At 42.8% G+C, this 20,675-nt stretch carries 24 protein-coding genes; all 24 read right to left on the bottom strand.

All coding sequences use genetic code 11. From position 1 onward, the window contains the following. Window positions 1–25: 25 nt before the first annotated feature. A complete protein-coding gene (gene rpsH / locus AC4CV5_RS19565) occupies window positions 26–424 on the bottom strand; it encodes a 30S ribosomal protein S8 (protein ID WP_003241998.1) in 399 nt (132 codons plus the stop codon). Window positions 425–455: 31 nt separating this feature from the next. Then, complete coding sequence (gene rpsN, locus AC4CV5_RS19570) at window positions 456–641, bottom strand: 30S ribosomal protein S14 (protein ID WP_003156488.1); 186 nt, start codon at window positions 639–641, stop codon at window positions 456–458. A 22-nt stretch (window positions 642–663) separates the two neighbouring features. Then, a complete protein-coding gene (gene rplE / locus AC4CV5_RS19575; protein WP_003225809.1) occupies window positions 664–1,203 on the bottom strand; it encodes a 50S ribosomal protein L5 in 540 nt (179 codons plus the stop codon). A gap of 26 nt (window positions 1,204–1,229) precedes the next feature. Next, window positions 1,230–1,541, bottom strand: coding sequence for a 50S ribosomal protein L24 (gene rplX / locus AC4CV5_RS19580; RefSeq protein ID WP_003156486.1), 312 nt, complete (start codon window positions 1,539–1,541; stop codon window positions 1,230–1,232). 36 nt (window positions 1,542–1,577) lie between these two features. Then, entirely contained in the window at window positions 1,578–1,946 is a 369-nt protein-coding gene (gene rplN / locus AC4CV5_RS19585; RefSeq protein WP_003225805.1) for a 50S ribosomal protein L14, read from the bottom strand. A gap of 40 nt (window positions 1,947–1,986) precedes the next feature. Then, complete coding sequence (gene rpsQ / locus AC4CV5_RS19590) at window positions 1,987–2,250, bottom strand: 30S ribosomal protein S17 (RefSeq protein ID WP_003225804.1); 264 nt, start codon at window positions 2,248–2,250, stop codon at window positions 1,987–1,989. 22 nt (window positions 2,251–2,272) lie between these two features. Further along, window positions 2,273–2,473, bottom strand: a complete 201-nt coding sequence (rpmC, locus tag AC4CV5_RS19595; RefSeq protein ID WP_003156482.1) for a 50S ribosomal protein L29 — start codon at window positions 2,471–2,473, stop codon at window positions 2,273–2,275. Continuing rightward, entirely contained in the window at window positions 2,463–2,897 is a 435-nt protein-coding gene (rplP, locus tag AC4CV5_RS19600) for a 50S ribosomal protein L16 (protein WP_003225801.1), read from the bottom strand. The genes rpmC and rplP overlap by 11 nt, the downstream gene beginning before the upstream one ends. Before the next feature lies 1 nt (window position 2,898). Further along, window positions 2,899–3,555, bottom strand: coding sequence for a 30S ribosomal protein S3 (rpsC, locus tag AC4CV5_RS19605; RefSeq protein WP_003242001.1), 657 nt, complete (start codon window positions 3,553–3,555; stop codon window positions 2,899–2,901). 3 nt (window positions 3,556–3,558) lie between these two features. Then, entirely contained in the window at window positions 3,559–3,900 is a 342-nt protein-coding gene (gene rplV, locus AC4CV5_RS19610) for a 50S ribosomal protein L22 (protein WP_003156475.1), read from the bottom strand. A gap of 16 nt (window positions 3,901–3,916) precedes the next feature. Then, complete coding sequence (gene rpsS, locus AC4CV5_RS19615) at window positions 3,917–4,195, bottom strand: 30S ribosomal protein S19 (protein ID WP_003156472.1); 279 nt, start codon at window positions 4,193–4,195, stop codon at window positions 3,917–3,919. 57 nt (window positions 4,196–4,252) lie between these two features. Beyond that, entirely contained in the window at window positions 4,253–5,086 is an 834-nt protein-coding gene (rplB, locus tag AC4CV5_RS19620; protein ID WP_010332771.1) for a 50S ribosomal protein L2, read from the bottom strand. Window positions 5,087–5,117: 31 nt separating this feature from the next. Further along, complete coding sequence (gene rplW / locus AC4CV5_RS19625) at window positions 5,118–5,405, bottom strand: 50S ribosomal protein L23 (RefSeq protein WP_003225793.1); 288 nt, start codon at window positions 5,403–5,405, stop codon at window positions 5,118–5,120. Continuing rightward, entirely contained in the window at window positions 5,405–6,028 is a 624-nt protein-coding gene (rplD, locus tag AC4CV5_RS19630; protein ID WP_003242004.1) for a 50S ribosomal protein L4, read from the bottom strand. Before rplD ends, rplW begins: the two co-directional genes overlap by 1 nt. Window positions 6,029–6,055: 27 nt before the next feature. After that, on the bottom strand, window positions 6,056–6,685 hold the full coding sequence (gene rplC, locus AC4CV5_RS19635) for a 50S ribosomal protein L3 (protein WP_003225791.1): 630 nt from the start codon (window positions 6,683–6,685) through the stop codon (window positions 6,056–6,058). Between the two features lie 39 nt (window positions 6,686–6,724). Next, window positions 6,725–7,033, bottom strand: coding sequence for a 30S ribosomal protein S10 (gene rpsJ / locus AC4CV5_RS19640; RefSeq protein WP_003156464.1), 309 nt, complete (start codon window positions 7,031–7,033; stop codon window positions 6,725–6,727). A 236-nt stretch (window positions 7,034–7,269) separates the two neighbouring features. Next, window positions 7,270–8,226 (bottom strand): alpha/beta fold hydrolase, encoded by a 957-nt coding sequence (locus AC4CV5_RS19645; protein WP_490923679.1) that lies wholly within the window; start codon window positions 8,224–8,226, stop codon window positions 7,270–7,272. A gap of 100 nt (window positions 8,227–8,326) precedes the next feature. After that, window positions 8,327–9,517, bottom strand: coding sequence for an elongation factor Tu (gene tuf, locus AC4CV5_RS19650; RefSeq protein WP_024714047.1), 1,191 nt, complete (start codon window positions 9,515–9,517; stop codon window positions 8,327–8,329). A 119-nt stretch (window positions 9,518–9,636) separates the two neighbouring features. Further along, window positions 9,637–11,715, bottom strand: a complete 2,079-nt coding sequence (gene fusA, locus AC4CV5_RS19655) for an elongation factor G (protein WP_166854497.1) — start codon at window positions 11,713–11,715, stop codon at window positions 9,637–9,639. Window positions 11,716–11,767: 52 nt separating this feature from the next. After that, window positions 11,768–12,238, bottom strand: coding sequence for a 30S ribosomal protein S7 (gene rpsG / locus AC4CV5_RS19660; RefSeq protein ID WP_003225784.1), 471 nt, complete (start codon window positions 12,236–12,238; stop codon window positions 11,768–11,770). Window positions 12,239–12,279: 41 nt separating this feature from the next. Then, complete coding sequence (gene rpsL, locus AC4CV5_RS19665; RefSeq protein WP_003156445.1) at window positions 12,280–12,696, bottom strand: 30S ribosomal protein S12; 417 nt, start codon at window positions 12,694–12,696, stop codon at window positions 12,280–12,282. Between the two features lie 113 nt (window positions 12,697–12,809). Continuing rightward, the gene (locus AC4CV5_RS19670; protein ID WP_003225778.1) at window positions 12,810–13,058 is read right to left on the bottom strand and encodes a 50S ribosomal protein L7ae-like protein; all 249 of its coding nucleotides are present in this window, start codon (window positions 13,056–13,058) and stop codon (window positions 12,810–12,812) included. Between the two features lie 177 nt (window positions 13,059–13,235). Further along, window positions 13,236–16,835, bottom strand: coding sequence for a DNA-directed RNA polymerase subunit beta' (gene rpoC / locus AC4CV5_RS19675; RefSeq protein WP_166854498.1), 3,600 nt, complete (start codon window positions 16,833–16,835; stop codon window positions 13,236–13,238). Window positions 16,836–16,896: 61 nt separating this feature from the next. Next, on the bottom strand, window positions 16,897–20,478 hold the full coding sequence (gene rpoB, locus AC4CV5_RS19680) for a DNA-directed RNA polymerase subunit beta (RefSeq protein ID WP_003225770.1): 3,582 nt from the start codon (window positions 20,476–20,478) through the stop codon (window positions 16,897–16,899). Window positions 20,479–20,675 lie beyond the last annotated feature (197 nt).

A 20,675-nucleotide genomic window follows, 5' to 3' on the forward strand; every position in this document is an offset into this window, starting at 1 on the left:
AACACCTCCATTCATGTTAAACTTCTTACCAAACGTATGCTAGAACTTCTCCACCAGCTTGTTTTGCACGGGCTTCTTTGTCCGTTAAAACACCTTGTGATGTAGAAATAATCGCGATTCCAAGACCGTTAAGTACGCGAGGTACTTCATTAGATTTCGCATAAACACGCAAACCAGGTTTGCTGATTCTTTTAAGACCAGTGATAACGCGCTCGTTGTTTTGTCCGTATTTCAAGAAAACGCGGATGATACCTTGTTTGCTGTCTTCTACGAACTCAACGTCACGAATGAAACCTTCACGCTTTAAAATTTCAGCAATTTCTCTTTTCAATTTAGAAGCAGGAATTTCAAGCTTCTCATGACGTACCATGTTTGCATTGCGAATACGAGTTAGCATATCTGCAATTGGATCTGTCATAACCATTATATAATTACCTCCTTCCCTTTCTTGGGGATTACCAGCTGGCTTTTTTCACGCCAGGAATTTGTCCTTTATATGCAAGCTCACGGAAACAAATACGGCAAAGTTTAAATTTACGAATGACTGAATGCGGACGTCCGCAGCGTTCACAGCGTGTGTACTCTTGTACTTTAAACTTTGGTGTACGTTGTTGTTTCGCAATCATAGACTTTTTAGCCACGATTTCGCCTCCCTTTCATTGATTATTTCTGGAACGGCATACCTACTTGAGTTAATAGCTCACGAGCTTCTTCGTCAGTATTAGCAGTTGTTACGATAACGATGTCCATTCCGCGAACCTTTGTTACTTTATCGTAGTCAATTTCAGGGAAGATTAACTGTTCTTTGATACCAAGTGTGTAGTTGCCGCGACCGTCGAAAGATTTTTTAGAAACCCCGCGGAAGTCACGTACACGCGGTAATGAAACAGAAATAAGTTTATCAAGGAAATCATACATGCGCTCTCCGCGAAGAGTTACTTTCGCACCGATAGGCATTCCCTCACGAAGACGGAATCCAGCAATTGATTTCTTCGCACGAGTAACGACAGGTTTTTGACCTGCGATAAACGTTAATTCTTCAACAGCACTGTCGATTGCTTTCGCGTTTTGAACAGCGTCACCAACACCCATGTTGATTACGATTTTTTCGATTTTAGGCACTTGCATGACAGAATCATAGTTGAACTTTGTCATTAAAGCAGGTGCAATTTCTTTATTGTACTTTTCTTTAAGGCGGTTCATGAGATAGACCTCCCTTCCTTTTAATACTATTTATCTAGAACTTGCCCAGATTTTTTTGCTACACGAACTTTTTTGCCATCTTCCACTTTGTATCCTACGCGAGTCACTTCACCTGTTTTAGGATCGAGCGGCATAACGTTTGATACATGAATTGGCGCCTCTTGATTAGAAATACCGCCTTGAGGGTTAGCTTGAGTTGGTTTAGAATGTTTCTTCACCATGTTCACACCTTCAACTAAAACGCGGTCCTTTTTAGGGAAAGCAGCAAGGATTGTACCTTGTTTGCCTTTATCTTTACCAGAGATAACCATTACTTTATCGCCTTTTTTAACATGCATCCTGATCGCACCTCCTTGACTAAGGCATTTATTTCATTAGATAACTTCTGGAGCTAGAGAAACAATTTTCATAAAGTTGTTTTCACGCAATTCACGAGCAACTGGTCCGAAGATACGAGTTCCGCGTGGGCTCTTGTCGTCACGGATGATAACACATGCATTCTCATCGAAGCTGATGTATGAACCATCACTTCTGCGCGCTCCGCTTTTCGTGCGAACGATAACAGCTTTTACGACTTCACCTTTTTTGACAACGCCTCCTGGTGTTGCTTGTTTAACCGTGCAAACAATTACATCACCAATATTAGCTGTCTTACGTCCAGAACCACCAAGAACTTTAATAGTAAGTACTTCACGTGCGCCAGAGTTGTCAGCTACTTTTAAACGAGTCTCTTGTTGAATCATTATTTGTTACCTCCCTTCGGAAAAAGAATTCCGAACTTTATTAGATAATAACAGCTTCTTCGACAACTTCAACTAGACGGAAACGCTTAGTTGCAGACAATGGACGAGTTTCCATGATCTTTACGATGTCGCCAATTTTAGCTTGATTATTTTCATCATGTGCTTTGAATTTTTTTGAGTATTTTACGCGTTTACCGTAAAGTGTATGTTTTTTGTATGTTTCAACAACAACAGTGATGGTTTTATCCATTTTGTCAGAAACTACACGGCCTTGGTAAACTTTGCGCTGGTTACGTTCGCTCATGCTCACGACCTCCCCTCAGTGATTATTTATTAGCAGCAATTTCTCTTTCACGAATCACAGTTTTCATGCGCGCGATAGCTTTGCGCACTTCACGAATGCGAGCAGTATTTTCAAGTTGTCCTGTCGCTAATTGAAAGCGAAGATTGAAAAGTTCTTCTTTAAGAGACTTTACTTTTTGTTCAATTTCAGCAGTGGTAAGGTCACGAATTTCATTAGCTTTCATTTGATTCACCACCAATTTCTTCACGTTTTACGAACTTCGTTTTAATTGGCAATTTGTGAGATGCAAGACGAAGCGCTTCACGAGCAACCTCTTCAGACACACCAGAAATTTCAAATAAAACTTTGCCCGGTTTTACAACAGCTACCCAACCTTCTGGAGCCCCTTTACCGGATCCCATACGTACCTCAAGTGGTTTAGCAGTGTAAGGTTTAGAAGGGAAAATTTTGATCCAAACTTTACCGCCACGTTTCATGTAACGAGTCATCGCAATACGTGCAGCTTCGATTTGACGGTTAGTGATCCAAGAAGCCTCAAGAGCTTGAATACCGAATTCACCGAAATGTACTTCAGTACCGCCTTTCGCACGGCCACGCATTTTTCCACGATGCTCTCTGCGATATTTAACGCGTTTTGGTAATAACATATTATTTTCCTCCTTCCTCAGTTTTCTTCTTAGTAGGAAGAACCTCTCCACGATAGATCCAGACTTTTACACCAAGCTTACCGTAAGTAGTGTCAGCTTCAGATGTTGCATAGTCAATGTCCGCACGTAATGTGTGCAATGGAACAGTTCCTTCACTGTAGTATTCAGAACGAGCGATATCTGCACCGCCAAGACGACCAGAAACCATTGTTTTCACACCTTGTGCTCCAGCACGCATAGTACGTTGGATTTGTTGTTTCTGTGCACGGCGGAAAGAAACACGGTTTTCTAATTGACGAGCGATGTTGTCAGCAACTAGCTGTGCATCAAGATCTGCTCTTTTGATTTCAAGAATGTTAATGTGTACACGCTTGCCAGTAAGGCTGTTAAGGGCTTTACGAAGTGCTTCAACTTCAGAACCGCCTTTACCGATAACCATACCAGGCTTAGCTGTGTGGATCGTAATGTTAACGCGATTTGCTGCACGCTCGATTTCCACTTTAGAAACAGAAGCGTCAGAAAGGCGTTTGCTAATGTATTCACGAATTTTTAAATCTTCGTGCAGGAAGTCAGCGTAATCTTTACCAGCGTACCACTTAGATTCCCAATCACGAATGACTCCGATACGAAGACCGACTGGATTTACCTTTTGACCCACTACTTATCCCTCCTTCTTTTCTGATACAACGATTGTAATGTGGCTCGTACGTTTGTTGATTTGGCTCGCACGTCCCATAGCACGTGGGCGGAATCTTTTTAACGTAGGGCCTTCGTCAACGAATGCTTGAGAAATAACCAGGTTGTTAGCGTCCATTTCATAGTTATGCTCAGCATTTGCAATAGCGGATTTTAATACTTTCTCGATAATTGGAGAAGCAGCTCTTGGTGTAAGGTTCAAGATTGATACTGCCTCACCTACTTGCTTGCCTCGAATCAGGTCCATTACTAGACGTGCTTTACGAGGAGCAATACGGACTGTTCTTGCAACAGCTTTAGCTTGCATTTAAAAGCCTCCTCTCTTAGCGTCTTGTTTTTTTGTCATCACTAGCATGACCTTTGTACGTACGAGTTGGAGCGAATTCACCCAACTTGTGCCCTACCATATCTTCAGAGATGAATACAGGCACGTGTTTACGTCCGTCATAGACTGCGATTGTGTGACCAATAAACTGTGGGAAAATAGTAGAACGACGAGACCAAGTTTTTACGACTTGTTTCTTGTCTGTTTCATTTAATTTCTCGATTTTTGTCATCAAGTGTCCATCGACAAATGGTCCTTTTTTCAAGCTGCGAGCCATTTTGGAACCTCCCTTCGTGATTGCACTACGGTCCGAAGTGAACCGTAGACAACCCCGTTATTTATTTTTACGACGACGTACGATAAATTTATCGGATTTGTTCTTTTTCTTACGAGTCTTGAATCCAAGAGTCGGTTTGCCCCATGGAGACATTGGTGATTTACGTCCGATTGGCGCACGTCCTTCACCACCACCGTGTGGGTGATCGTTAGGGTTCATTACAGAACCACGAACTGTAGGACGGATGCCTTTCCAGCGAGAACGCCCAGCTTTACCAATGTTGATAAGTTCATGCTGTTCGTTACCTACTTGACCGATAGAAGCACGGCAAGCAGAAAGAATCATGCGAACTTCTCCAGAGTTAAGACGTACAAGAACGTATTTACCTTCTTTCCCAAGAACCTGAGCAGATGTACCAGCTGAACGTACAAGCTGTCCGCCTTTACCAGGTTTTAATTCAATGTTATGCACAACTGTACCAACAGGGATGTTGATAAGTGGTAGTGCATTACCTACTTTGATGTCAGCTTCTGGACCTGACATGATTTCAGTACCCACTTGAATTCCTTTAGGAGCAAGAATGTAACGTTTTTCTCCGTCTGCATAGTTGACTAGAGCGATGTTAGCTGAACGGTTTGGATCGTATTCAACTGTAGCAACGCGTCCAGGTATACCATCTTTATCGCGTTTAAAATCGATAACACGGTATTGGCGTTTATGTCCGCCACCTTGGTGACGTACAGTCAATTTACCTTGGTTGTTACGTCCGCCTTTTTTGTGAAGGGGAGCAAGCAAGGATTTTTCCGGCTTGTCAGTCGTGATTTCAGCAAAATCTGAAGTTGTCATGCCACGACGTCCATTAGAGGTCGGTTTATACTTTTTAATCGCCATTTTGAATTTCCCTCCTTCTTTTTACAGATAATTAAGCTTCAAAAATTTCGATTTCTTTGCTGTCTGCAGTAAGTTTTACGATCGCTTTTCTGCGACGGCTAGTCATACCAGTGTAGCGTCCAACACGTTTTGATTTACCTTTGTAGTTCATGATGTTGACTTTGTCAACTTTCACTCCAAAGATGCTTTCAACCGCGTCTTTCACTTCTGTTTTGTTAGCTCTTACATCAACTTCAAAAGTATATTTCTTTTCAGCCATTAAATCAGCAGAACGTTCAGTAATGACGGGGCGCTTTAGAACATCACGAGGATCTTTCATTATGCAAGCACCTCCTCTACTTTTTCAACCGCTGCTTTTGTAATCAGAAGCTTCTCGTGGTTGACAACGTCTAAAACGTTGATTCCGTTAGCTTCAACTACAGTAACTCCAGGGATGTTGCGAGCAGATAAAGCCACTGCTTCGTTAGCATCCGCAGTTACGATTAAAGCTTTTTTCTCAACAGATAACCCTTTAAGGATAGCTGCCATTTCTTTTGTTTTAGCCGTATCAAGAGTAAGATCTTCAAGAACGATGATGTTGTTGTCGTTCACTTTAGAAGACAATACTGATTTGATTGCCAAGCGGCGAACTTTTTTAGGTAATTTATAAGAATAGCTGCGTGGTGTTGGGCCGAATACGACACCACCTCCGCGCCATTGCGGTGAACGGATAGAACCTTGACGGGCACGTCCAGTACCTTTTTGACGCCATGGTTTACGACCTCCGCCGCGTACTTCAGAACGATTTTTTACTTTATGAGATCCTTGACGTAAGGAAGCTCTTTGCATAAGAATAGCGTCGAATACAACACTCTCATTTGGCTCGATACCAAATACAGAAGCGTTTAATTCGATGTCACCAGCAGTAGAACCGTTTTGGTTGTATAATGCTACTTTTGGCATGATCAATTTCCTCCTTTCCTAAGAGAGTTATTTAGATTTAACAGCACTTTTAACAGTGATTAAAGATTTCTTCGCACCAGGTACGTTACCTTTGATCAAAAGAAGATTGCGTTCTGCATCAACTTTTACGATTTCAAGGTTTTGAACAGTGATTTGCTCTCCGCCCATACGTCCAGGTAATAATTTACCTTTGAATACACGGTTAGGATCTACAGGTCCCATTGAACCAGGACGACGGTGGTAGCGTGAACCGTGAGACATAGGTCCGCGAGATTGTCCGTGGCGCTTGATCGCACCTTGGAAACCTTTACCTTTAGATACTCCTGTTACATCTACGATTTCTCCAGCAGAGAAAATTTCAACCTTGACTTCCTGACCAACTTCATACGCATCCATTTCCACTCCGCGTAATTCTTTAACGAAGCGCTTAGGAGCAGTTTCCGCTTTTGCAACGTGCCCTTTTTCAGGTTTGTTAGAAAGCTTTTCACGCTTGTCGTCAAAACCAAGCTGGATTGCTTCATAACCGTCGTTTTCAGTTGATTTCTTTTGAAGAACAACGTTTGGAGCAGCCTCGATAACAGTTACCGGAATAAGATCACCATTTTCAGCGAATACTTGCGTCATACCAATTTTTCTTCCTAAGATTCCTTTGGTCATTCGTCACACCTCCTATTAAGATCATTCTATATTTTAGAATTAAAGTTTGATTTCGATATCGACACCAGATGGTAAGTCTAATCGCATGAGAGCATCAACAGTTTGTGGTGTTGGGTTCACAATATCGATTAAACGTTTATGTGTACGCATTTCAAATTGCTCACGAGAATCTTTGTATTTGTGCACCGCACGAAGGATTGTGTAAACTGATTTTTCAGTTGGTAACGGGATCGGACCAGATACGCTAGCACCTGAACGTTTTGCCGTTTCAACAATCTTCTCTGCAGATTGATCAAGGATTCTATGATCATATGCTTTCAAACGAATACGAATTTTTTGTTTTGCCATTATTTTCCCTCCTTTTCGCCTACATCAAGTTAGACAGTTCTCCGTGAGAAAAACCTGAACACCTTGCCATGGCAAAGCGGCCGGGTGTGTCAGCAACCTCTCACTTCATCGCAGTCAAAGACCAACATACACCATTATACAGAAAATAGACGCATGTTGCAAGACTTATTTAAAATATGCATGGTTTGCACACTTTTTTTATTATACAGGTGTTTTTCTTATTTTTCAAGGACCTATCATATATGGTACAGTGCGTGGCGACTCAGTGTATTCGCGAATAATGACGGCTCCTCGATATGCGGGGTGTGAGCGGAGTTCTCAAATTGAAACCAGCGCTTTTCAGGAGCTTCAAGCTCACAATAATACTGTTTCGATATTTCAGCAGGAACAATTAAATCATGTCTCCCCGAAATGAAAAAGCACGGTACTTTAATAGAAGGAACTGATCTAAATGCATTAAAACGGTACAACTCATCAGTTAAATGTTTTTTGCTGTAGCGCAATCCATTGAGAAAACTGTGCATGTTTCTTATTCCATACTCCTTACCGGTAAGCATTTGAAATAATATAGCAACGGATTGGCGGCGATGCTGAGTGAACCCTCCCCTACTCATCTCGACACATAACCGAAAGATAAAATGCTGGATATCCTTCTTCCAAGGCGGAGCGCCAATGAAACGTATGAGAGGGAATACTATACTGTCTCTTTTTCCATCAAAGATTTCACGAATATATTGATAAGCAGCTGATTCTTCATAGTGAGGGTTAACAACCTGACTGATTCCAAAATACGCGTAAAACAAATCCGGATGCTGCTGCAGTACCTGAAGTGCAAGCAGTGAGCCCCACGAATGACCGGCAAGATATATTTTTGTTTTTGAAAAATGATTTAGAAGCCATTGAGTGACTTGAATTGTGTCTTTAATGAACTGACTTATTGTCATGGAGTGATGAGGAATTCGTTTTGAATACGAAAGCCCGGATCCCCTTTGATCCCAATGTACTACCGTAAAATGCTGTTCCAGGTCTTTTTGATAATGTCTAACATATCCGATTTGCGGCGTCCCCGGACCGCCATGTAAAAAAAGCAGCAATGGATTTTTTACATCTGACCCATTAATCATCAGCATTTGCTTTGTATTTTCAATGCTCAGTTCTTTCATGATAGCGATTGATCTCTCTTCAGGAATCATAAAAAATTAGCCCCTCGAATATGATAGATCCTATTATACAAGAAAAAGATAAGCAAACAAAAAACGAGACCCACAATGGGTCTCGTTTATAATCATACTATTACTCAGTGATTGTAGAAACAACGCCTGAACCAACAGTACGTCCGCCTTCACGAATAGAGAAACGAGTTCCTTCTTCGATAGCGATTGTAGAGATAAGTTCAACGTTCATTTCAGTGTTATCTCCAGGCATAACCATTTCTACGCCTTCTGGAAGATGGATGATACCAGTTACGTCAGTTGTACGGAAGTAGAACTGAGGACGGTAGTTAGAGAAGAATGGAGTATGACGTCCACCCTCTTCTTTAGAAAGAACGTAAACTTCAGCTTTGAATTTGCTGTGTGGAGTGATTGTACCTGGTTTAGCAAGTACTTGACCACGTTGGATATCTTCACGAGCTACACCGCGAAGAAGGGCTCCAATGTTGTCTCCAGCTTCAGCGTAATCAAGAAGCTTACGGAACATTTCAACACCTGTAACAGTTGTTTTCTTGTTCTCTTCTTGAAGACCGATGATTTCAACTTCGTCACCGACTTTAACTTGTCCGCGTTCTACACGGCCAGTTGCAACTGTACCACGACCAGTGATTGAGAATACGTCCTCAACTGGCATCATGAATGGTTTTTCAGTGTCACGTTCTGGAGTTGGGATGTACTCATCAACCGCATCCATAAGTTCGAAGATTTTCGCTTCGTAATCAGCGTCACCTTCAAGAGCTTTAAGAGCAGAACCTTTGATTACTGGTACATCATCACCAGGGAAGTCGTATTCGCTAAGAAGATCGCGAACTTCCATTTCAACTAGTTCAAGAAGCTCTTCGTCGTCTACCATGTCGCATTTGTTTAAGAATACAACGATGTATGGTACACCAACGTTTTTAGAAAGAAGGATGTGCTCACGAGTTTGTGGCATTGGGCCATCAGCAGCAGATACTACAAGGATAGCTCCGTCCATTTGCGCAGCACCAGTGATCATGTTTTTAACATAGTCAGCGTGTCCTGGGCAGTCAACGTGTGCATAGTGACGAGTTTCAGTTTCGTACTCAACGTGTGCAGTAGAGATTGTGATACCGCGCTCGCGTTCTTCTGGTGCACCATCAATTTGATCGTACGCCATAGCTGTACCTTTACCAGATTTCTTATGAAGTACTGTTGTGATAGCAGCAGTTAAAGTTGTTTTACCATGGTCAACGTGTCCAATTGTACCAATATTGGCATGTGATTTGGAACGGTCGAATTTTTCTTTAGCCATTCTAAAATCCTCCTTAAGAGCTTTTAATTAGTAATGTATAGAGTGATAGGAAGTGAAAGAAAGCTTTCACTTCCTCATCTTACAATAGTAGTTATACTTGAGTTAAGAGGCAAAATCAATTATTCGCCTTTATTTTTTTTGATAATTTCTTCTGAAACGCTCTTCGGCACTTCTTCGTAGTGATCCATGAACATAGTGAACGTACCGCGACCTTGCGTATTAGAACGAAGTGCAGTAGCGTAACCGAACATTTCAGCAAGAGGAACCATAGCGCGAACAACTTGAGCGTTACCACGCGCTTCCATACCTTCTACGCGTCCGCGACGTGAAGTAATATCACCCATGATATCTCCCATGTATTCTTCTGGAATAACCACTTCTACTTTCATGATTGGTTCAAGAAGAACTGGGTTACATTTGCTGACTGCATTTTTCAATGCCATAGAAGCAGCAACTTTAAATGCCATTTCGTTTGAGTCAACATCATGGTAAGAACCATCGAAAAGTTTTGCTTTAATGTCGATAAGCGGGAAGCCTGCTAGTACACCATTTTCAAGTGCATCTTCCAGACCTGCTTGAACAGCTGGGATGTATTCACGTGGAACTACCCCACCGACAATCGCATTTTCAAATTCAAAGCCAGCGCCTTCTTCGTTTGGTTCGAATTCGATCCAAACGTGTCCGAACTGACCGCGTCCACCAGACTGACGTACGAATTTACCTTCAACTTTTGCACCGGTACGGAATGTTTCACGGTACGCAACCTGAGGGGCACCAACATTGGCTTCCACTTTAAATTCGCGTTTCATACGGTCAACAATGATATCAAGGTGAAGTTCACCCATACCAGAGATAATCGTTTGGCCAGTTTCTGGGTTTGTTTGTGTACGGAATGTAGGATCTTCTTCAGCAAGTTTCGCTAAAGCGATACCCATTTTATCTTGGTCAGCTTTTGATTTAGGCTCAATAGCAACGTCGATAACTGGTTCTGGGAATTCCATTGATTCAAGGATAACAAGGTCCTTCTCATCACATAGAGTATCTCCAGTTGTTGTATCTTTTAGACCTACAGCAGCTGCGATATCTCCTGCGTATACAGTAGCGATTTCTTCACGGCTGTTAGCGTGCATTTGAAGGATACGTCCAACACGCTCACGTTTGCCTTTAGTAGAGTTTTTCACGTAAGAACCGGAATCAAGTGTTCCAGAGTAAACACGGAAGAACGTCAACTTACCAACGTAAGGGTCAGTCATAACTTTAAATGCTAATGCAGAGAATGGCTCTTCATCAGAAGAATGGCGCTCAATCTCTTCATTTGTATCAGGGCGAGTACCTTTGATTGCAGCAACGTCAGTTGGTGCAGGAAGGTAGTCAAGCACAGCATCAAGTACTAGTTGAACACCTTTGTTTTTGAAGGCAGAACCAACAAGAACAGGGTAGAATTCAACATTCAATGTACCTTTACGAATACCTGCTTTTAACTCGTCAATCGTAATTTCTTCACCCTCAAGGTATTTATCCATAAGCTCTTCATCAAGCTCACAAACAGCTTCAATGAGGCTGTTGCGAAGCTCTTCAGCTTGCTCTTTGTACTCTTCAGGGATTTCTTTTGCATCAGAACGAGTTCCGAGGTCATCTTCGTAGTAATACGCAACGTTTTCTACAAGGTCGATGATACCTTCGAAGTTGTCTTCAGCACCGATCGGCAATTGAATTGCATGAGCGTTTGCTTGAAGACGGTCTCTTAAAGTTCCTACAGAATAAAGGAAGTCTGCACCGATTTTGTCCATTTTGTTAACAAAAACGATACGCGGTACTCCGTAAGTTGTTGCCTGACGCCAAACAGTTTCTGTTTGAGGCTCAACGCCTGATTGCGCGTCAAGTACAGCAACAGCACCATCAAGTACACGGAGAGAACGTTCAACTTCAACTGTGAAGTCTACGTGTCCTGGAGTATCGATGATGTTTACGCGGTATCCTTTCCACTGTGCAGTTGTCGCAGCGGAAGTGATTGTGATACCACGTTCTTGTTCCTGCTCCATCCAGTCCATTTGTGAAGCTCCTTCATGAGTTTCACCAATTTTGTGGATACGACCAGTATAGAACAAGATACGTTCTGTAGTAGTCGTTTTACCGGCATCAATGTGAGCCATGATACCGATATTACGAGTTTTGTCTAAGGAGAACTCTCTTGCCATTGGGTAATTTCTCCTTCCTTATTGGGAAATTGTGTTTTTTAGTATATAAATCCTACCAACGATAGTGTGCAAATGCTTTGTTTGCTTCAGCCATCTTATGAGTATCTTCACGTTTCTTAACAGCAGCACCAGTGTTGTTAGCTGCGTCAAGGATTTCGTTAGCTAAACGCTCTTCCATCGTTTTTTCTCCGCGAAGACGAGCGTAGTTAACTAACCAGCGAAGTCCAAGAGTCGTACGACGTTCAGGACGAACTTCTACAGGAACTTGGTAGTTCGCACCACCTACACGGCGTGCTTTTACTTCAAGTACAGGCATGATGTTTTTCAATGCTTGTTCGAAAACCTCCATTGCATCATTGCCAGTACGTTCTTTAATGATATCGAATGACTTGTATAGGATTGTTTGAGACTTACCTTTTTTACCATCGATCATCATTTTGTTGATTAGACGAGATACAAGCTTAGAGTTGTAAATCGGATCAGGTAAAACATCTCTTTTTGCTACAGGACCTTTACGTGGCATCTGAATATCCTCCCTTCATTATTTTTACGTTTTTGTGTTTATTATTTTGCTTTAGGACGTTTAGTTCCGTATTTAGAACGGCCTTGCGCACGGTTTTCTACGCCAGCAGTGTCAAGCGCACCACGAACGATGTGGTAACGTACCCCTGGTAAGTCTTTTACACGTCCGCCACGGATAAGTACAACACTGTGCTCTTGCAGGTTGTGACCGATACCAGGAATGTAAGCCGTAACCTCGATTCCGTTAGTCAAACGAACACGAGCATATTTACGAAGTGCTGAGTTCGGTTTTTTCGGTGTCATTGTACCAACACGAGTACATACCCCGCGTTTTTGTGGAGAAGATACGTTAGTGTGCTCTTTTTTAAAGCTGTTGTATCCTTTGTTAAGTGCAGGAGACTTTGAGTTTTCTACTTTACTCACGCGTCCTTTGCGAATTAGCTGATTAATTGTAGGCATTATATTTTCCTCCCTTCATTACGTTTTATAACCCACATACCCAGGTGGTTCATCAAAAGGCAAAAAACAATGTCTTTACACAAGATGAAATCTTACGCAAAAACAAAAGTACGTTATAAAATAATGGCAACAGCGGCTGCTCCTACCTCAATTCCGCAGGCTTTGCCGAGCTTTTTCATGGATTCAACCATTGAGACAGAGATACCTTGATCTTCCGCAAGTGAAACAACACTTGACGTGAGTATCGGATCTGCGTCTTTTGCAACGACTACTTCCTTTACTGAACCTCGTTTTAGAGCTTTCACTGTTTGCTTCGTACCAATAATAATTGATTTGGCCTGTGATACTTTATCATAAGACATAAACATATCCTCCAAAGTAACAGGTTTATTTCGAGCACCTTGGTTATATTATCATTCTAGGAGACGAATGTCAACAAGGTATGACATTTTTTAGTTTCGTTCTTCTCATTGAGTGACTTTTATTAAATATATCTGCTGAAAGACTGTTTTGGCAGTCTTTCAGCAGCATTAAATCAATTATTCAACCGGAACCATGTCTTCAGTTGGCTGAACATTTGAAACTGGTTTTACTTTACGGTATTTCATCATTCCTGTACCAGCTGGAACAAGCTTACCGATGATAACATTCTCTTTCAAGCCGAGAAGCTCATCACGCTTACCTTTGATCGCTGCGTCTGTAAGGACACGTGTTGTTTCCTGGAAGGAAGCAGCAGATAAGAATGAATCAGTTTCAAGAGATGCTTTTGTAATACCGAGCAAGACAGGACGACCTGTAGCAGGACGATTGCCTTCAAGCAATACTTTTTTGTTCGCTTCAGTAAATTGGTGAATATCAAGCAATGTACCTGGAAGCACATCAGTGTCACCGGCGTCAATTACGCGGACTTTGCGAAGCATCTGGCGAACCATTACTTCTACGTGTTTATCTCCGATTTCAACACCCTGCATACGGTAAACCTTTTGAACCTCGTGGAGAAGGTACTCTTGAACAGTAGTCAGGTCAGTCACTTTAAGAAGCTCTTTCGGATCGATTGAACCTTCTGTCAGTACTTGGCCTCGAGTAATTTTATCTCCTTCCGCTACTTTCAGGCGAGAGTTATAAGGTGCTGTATAAGAGCGTGTTTCCACTGCGCCTTGAACCACAATTTCCTGTTGCTTATCACGAACTTCATTGATCTCAACGACTGTACCGTCGATTTCTGTAATTGTTGCCTGACCTTTCGGATTACGCGCTTCGAAAAGCTCTTGGATACGCGGAAGACCCTGTGTGATATCGTCTCCGGCAACCCCGCCTGTATGGAATGTACGCATTGTTAACTGTGTACCAGGCTCACCGATTGATTGGGCAGCAATGATACCGACAGCTTCACCGACTTCAACATCGGAGCCAGTTGCAAGATTTCGGCCATAGCATCGTTTACATACACCATGAGGCGTATTACATGTGAAGGCAGAACGGATCCACACTTCTTCAATACCGGCTTCTACAATTTCCAGTGCTTTATCTTCATCAATCAGTTCGTTTTCATTTACAAGCACTTCACCTGTTTCAGGATGCTTCACTTGTTTTCGTGCAAAACGGCCGATTAAGCGTTCTTCTAAGCGCTCAATTGTTTCAGTTCCTTCTTTAAGAGGCTGAGCAAGGATGCCTCGGTCAGTTCCGCAATCAGTCTCACGAATGATAACATCCTGCGCAACGTCAACGAGACGGCGTGTAAGGTAACCTGAGTCAGCAGTTTTAAGGGCGGTATCGGCAAGACCTTTACGCGCACCGTGAGTGGAGATAAAGTACTCCAATACTGTCAGACCTTCACGGAAACTTGATTTGATCGGTAATTCAATGATACGTCCAGCCGGGTTGGCCATCAGGCCGCGCATTCCGGCAAGCTGCGTAAAGTTAGACGCGTTACCACGGGCACCAGAGTCACTCATCATGTAGATCGGGTTGAGCTCATCAAGTGACTTCATCAGTTTGCCTTGGATAACATCTTTGGCAGCACTCCAGATAGAGATAACTCTCTCATAGCGTTCTTCTTCAGTGATTAGACCACGTCGGAATTGCTTCATGACGTTATCTACTTTGCTTTGCGCTTCCTCAAGAATTTCTTGTTTATCATCGAGTACGACGATGTCAGAAACCCCAACTGTAATACCAGCTTTTGTTGAATATTTGAAACCTAGGTTTTTCATGCGGTCAAGCATTTTAGACGTTTCCGTGATATGGAATCGTTTAAAGATTTCCGCGATGATTTTACCCAAAATACCTTTTTTAAACGGTGCATTGATTGGCTGCTGTTCAATGACAGCTTTCACATCGGCACCTTTTTCTAAGAAGAAACGGTCAGGTGTTTTCTCTTCAATGTTGCTCTTCGTCGGTTCATTCATGTAAGGGAATGATTCTGGAAGAATTTCATTGAAGACAAGCTTACCGACAGTTGTAATTAACAATTTTGAGCGCTGTTCTTCGGTAAATGTCACATTCTTAAGGGAGTTAGCTGCAACAGCTACTCTCGTATGAAGGTGAACATATCCGTTTTGATAAGCAAGAAGCGCTTCGTCTGTATTCTTGAAGACCATACCTTCACCGACAGCACCGGCACGCTCAAGTGTCAGGTAATAGTTACCCAGTACCATATCCTGAGACGGTGTTACAACCGGTTTACCATCTTTAGGGTTCAAGATGTTTTGAGCAGCAAGCATCAAGATGCGTGCTTCAGCTTGAGCTTCAGCAGATAATGGTACGTGAACTGCCATTTGGTCACCGTCAAAGTCAGCGTTGTAAGCTGTACATACGAGCGGGTGAAGGCGAATTGCGCGTCCTTCAACAAGCGTTGGTTCAAACGCTTGGATACCTAATCTGTGAAGTGTAGGGGCACGGTTCAGAAGTACCGGATGCTCCTTAATAACTGATTCGAGTACATCCCATACTTCAGGCTGTACGCGCTCAATTTTACGTTTCGCACTCTTAATGTTGTGAGCAAGACCTTTTTCAACAAGCTCTTTCATAACGAAAGGTTTGAAAAGTTCAAGCGCCATTTCCTTCGGCAATCCGCATTGGTACATTTTCAAATGAGGACCAACAACGATTACAGAACGTCCGGAGTAATCGACACGTTTACCAAGAAGGTTTTGACGGAAACGGCCTTGCTTCCCTTTCAGCATGTGCGAAAGAGATTTTAACGGTCTGTTACCAGGACCTGTTACAGGACGTCCGCGGCGGCCGTTATCAATTAAAGCATCAACAGCCTCTTGAAGCATACGCTTTTCGTTTTGAACAATGATGCTAGGCGCACCAAGGTCCAAAAGGCGTTTCAAACGATTGTTACGGTTGATGACACGACGATAAAGGTCATTCAAATCAGAAGTCGCAAAACGTCCGCCATCTAGCTGTACCATCGGTCTAAGCTCAGGAGGAATAACAGGAAGCACATCAAGGATCATCCAAGAAGGCTTGTTTCCTGAGTTACGGAAGGCTTCTAAAACTTCAAGGCGTTTGATCGCACGAGTACGGCGCTGTCCTTGTGAAGTTTTTAGCTCTTCTTTTAACATATCAACTTCTTTTACAAGATCGATATCTTGTAGAAGTTTATGAATCGCTTCTGCACCCATAGACGCTTGGAATTTATTACCGTATTTATCAAGATAAGCACGGTATTCTTTCTCAGACAGAAGCTGTTTCTTTTCAAGCGGTGTGTTTGCCGGATCAGTTACAACGTAAGAAGCAAAGTAAATGACTTCTTCTAAAGCACGAGGTGACATATCCAGCACAAGACCCATACGGCTTGGAATACCTTTGAAATACCAAATGTGGGAAACTGGGGCAGCCAGTTCAATGTGCCCCATTCTCTCACGACGGACTTTAGCCCGTGTTACTTCGACTCCGCAGCGGTCACAAACTACGCCTTTATAACGAACTCGCTTGTACTTCCCGCAATGACATTCCCAGTCCTTAGTCGGTCCGAAAATGCGTTCGCAGAATAGACCGTCCTTTTCAGGTTTTAACGTACGATAGTTTATCGTTTCAGGCTTTTTCACTTCACCAAAAGACCATGAACGGATTTTATCCGGTGAAGCAAGACCGATGTTCATATACTCAAAATTGTTCACATCTAGCAAGGGGCCTACCTCCCTTTTTATCTTCGGATTAACCGATGTCACTTGCCTTTATAACTAGAGATTATTCTTTTGTTACTACATCTCGTTCAACGTCTGCAGATGCTGTTTCTTCCGGCTCTTCATCACCTGATAATGCCAGGCCGTCAGCTTGCTTCGCATCTTCTTCGTCTTCTAAATCTCTCATTTCTATTTCTTCTTCATCACCAGAAAGAATTTTGACATCCATACCTAAGCTTTGAAGTTCTTTGATTAATACTTTGAATGATTCCGGAACACCTGGTTCAGGAACATTGTCGCCTTTAACGATGGCTTCGTATGTTTTCACACGTCCAACCACGTCATCAGACTTAACAGTTAGAATTTCTTGAAGAGTGTAAGCCGCACCGTAAGCTTCAAGTGCCCATACCTCCATCTCACCGAAACGCTGTCCGCCAAATTGTGCTTTACCGCCAAGAGGCTGCTGCGTAACAAGTGAGTAAGGACCTGTAGAGCGTGCATGAAGTTTATCGTCAACCATGTGAGCCAGTTTGATCATGTACATGATACCGACAGATACGCGGTTATCAAATGGCTCTCCAGTACGTCCATCGTAAAGCACTGTTTTGGCATCACGAGACATACCGGCTTCTTCAAGTGTTTCCCAAACATCCTCTTCTCGCGCTCCATCAAATACAGGAGATGCAATGTGAATGCCGAGGTAACGAGCGGCCATACCCATATGAAGTTCCAATACCTGCCCGATGTTCATACGTGATGGTACGCCCAACGGGTTAAGCATGATATCAATTGGTGTGCCGTCAGGAAGGTAAGGCATATCCTCTTCAGGAAGAATCTTAGAGATAACACCTTTGTTACCGTGACGACCGGCCATTTTATCCCCTTCAGAAATCTTACGCTTCTGAACGATATATACGCGAACCAACTGGTTAACACCTGGAGGAAGTTCGTCTCCATCTTCACGGTTAAAGACTTTAACGTCGTGGATAATTCCGCCGCCGCCGTGAGGCACACGAAGAGAAGTATCACGAACCTCGCGGGCTTTTTCACCAAAGATGGCGTGAAGCAGGCGTTCTTCAGCAGTCAGTTCAGTTACGCCTTTAGGCGTTACTTTACCAACAAGAAGATCTCCGTCTTTTACTTCTGCCCCAATACGGATGATTCCACGGTCATCAAGATTGCGAAGCGCATCTTCACCGACGTTTGGAATATCGCGAGTGATTTCTTCAGGTCCAAGTTTAGTATCACGTGCTTCTGATTCGTATTCTTCGATGTGGATAGATGTATAAACATCATCCTTCACAAGGCGTTCACTCATGATGATGGCATCCTCATAGTTGTAGCCATCCCATGTCATGAAGCCGACCATTACGTTACGGCCAAGTGCAAGTTCACCAAGCTCCATAGAAGGACCGTCAGCAAGGATTTCTCCTTTTACTACTTCATCGCCGACACTTACGATCGGACGCTGATTGTAGCACGTACCTTGGTTAGAGCGGACAAATTTCAGCAGGCTGTATTTATCCAGGTTTCCTTTTACTTTTTGACCGTCTACTTCTTCATAACGGCGAACCCAAACGTTTTTCGCTTCTACGCGTTCAACGATACCAGGGTGTTTACAAATAACAGCGGCACCAGAGTCTTTACCTGATACGTATTCCATACCAGTTCCAACGAATGGCGCTTCTGGCTGCATCAAAGGCACAGCCTGACGCTGCATGTTCGCTCCCATGAGAGCACGGTTGGAGTCATCGTTTTCTAGGAACGGGATACATGCTGTCGCAGCAGAAACAACCTGCTTAGGCGATACATCCATGTAGTCTACACGGTTTCTGGAAACAACGGTGTTCTCCCCGCGGAAACGGGCAACGATGCTGTCATCAATAAATGCGCCTTCGTCATCAAGACGAGCGTTCGCTTGAGCGACAACATAGTTATCCTCTTCATCAGCAGTTAAGTAATCGATTCTGCCCGTTACCTTCCCTGTTTCAGGGTCAACGCGGCGATAAGGTGTTTCGATAAAGCCAAAACGGTTTACTTTTGCATATGATGAAAGTGAGTTGATCAAACCGATGTTCGGACCCTCAGGCGTTTCAATCGGACACATACGGCCATAGTGGGAGTAGTGAACGTCACGTACTTCCATTCCGGCACGCTCACGTGTCAATCCGCCCGGTCCTAATGCTGACAGACGGCGCTTATGCGTTAATTCAGCAAGCGGGTTCGTCTGGTCCATGAATTGAGAAAGCTGAGAGCTTCCAAAGAACTCTTTAATGGACGCAATAACAGGACGAATATTGATCAGCTGCTGAGGCGTAATTGTATTCGTATCTTGAATTGACATTCTCTCACGAACCACACGCTCCATACGGCTTAAACCGATACGGAATTGGTTCTGGAGAAGCTCACCTACAGAACGCAAACGACGGTTTCCAAGATGATCGATATCATCTGTGTCGCCTACTCCGTGCAGCAAGTTGAAGAAGTAGCTGATAGAAGAAATAATATCAGCAGGCGTAATGTTTTTAATCTCTTCTTCAATGTAAGCATTGCCGATTACATTAATAACCTGTTCTCCTTCTTGATCAGTCGGAGCAAAGATTTTAATTGATTGAAGAGTTACTTCATCTTCAACAACGCCGCCATTCGGATACAGCTTTCTGAAACCGATTCCGTTTTCTAAGTATGGCAGTACTTTATCAAGTGTTCTTCTATCAAGAATCTGACCTTTTTCAGCCAGGATTTCTCCTGTTTCAGGGTCAACAAGCGTTTCAGCAAGTCTCTGATTAAAGAGGCGATTCTTAATATGAAGTTTTTTATTAATTTTATAGCGTCCTACATTGGCAAGATCGTATCGTTTCGGATCAAAGAAACGAGAATCAAGCAAGCTTTTCGCATTTTCAACTGTAGGCGGCTCTCCAGGACGGAGACGTTCGTAAATTTCAAGCAGCGCTTTGTCGCTGTTTTCTGTGTTATCTTTATCAAGCGTATTTCGCAGGTATTCGTTCTCTCCTACGAGATCAAGAATCTCTTGATCGGAACCGAAGCCGAGAGCACGCAAAAGAACCGTAACCGGCAACTTACGTGTGCGATCAATGCGGACATAAACAACATCTTTCGCATCAGTTTCGTATTCTAACCATGCGCCACGGTTTGGAATGACAGTCGCGGTAAAACCTTTTTTACCGTTTTTGTCTACTTTACCACTGAAATATACACTTGGAGACCGAACAAGCTGGGAAACGATAACGCGTTCCGCACCGTTAATGATAAAAGTACCTGTATCTGTCATAATAGGGAAATCACCCATGAAGACATCTTGGTCTTTTACCTCTCCAGTTTCTTTGTTAATTAAACGAACCTTCACTCTTAGCGGAGCTGAGTAAGTCACATCACGTTCTTTTGATTCCTCTACAGGATATTTAGGCTCACCTAAACTATAATCAATGAACTCAAGAGAGAGGTTACCAGTGAAATCCTCAATTGGCGATATGTCTTGAAACATCTCTCTAAGACCCTCATCAAGAAACCACTGATAAGAAGAGGTTTGAATTTCAATGAGATTTGGTAATTCTAACACTTCGCTAATGCGAGCATAGCTTCTGCGCTGGCGGTGTCGTCCATACTGAACTAGTTGACCTGTCAACTGATTCACCCCTCAAATCATGCGTATTATATGTGTAATAAGCATTTCTTTCAAAGAAAGAAAATACTTTTACAAGACAAAAGAAAAAAGGGTTTCTAATTAAGAAAACCACATCCAAAAACAAATACCGATTTTATTAGCATTTCCATACTTGTATAATTTATACATAGATATTGACAATTCATCTTATCAAGCAA

The organism is Bacillus sp. NS1 (assembly GCF_058248265.1).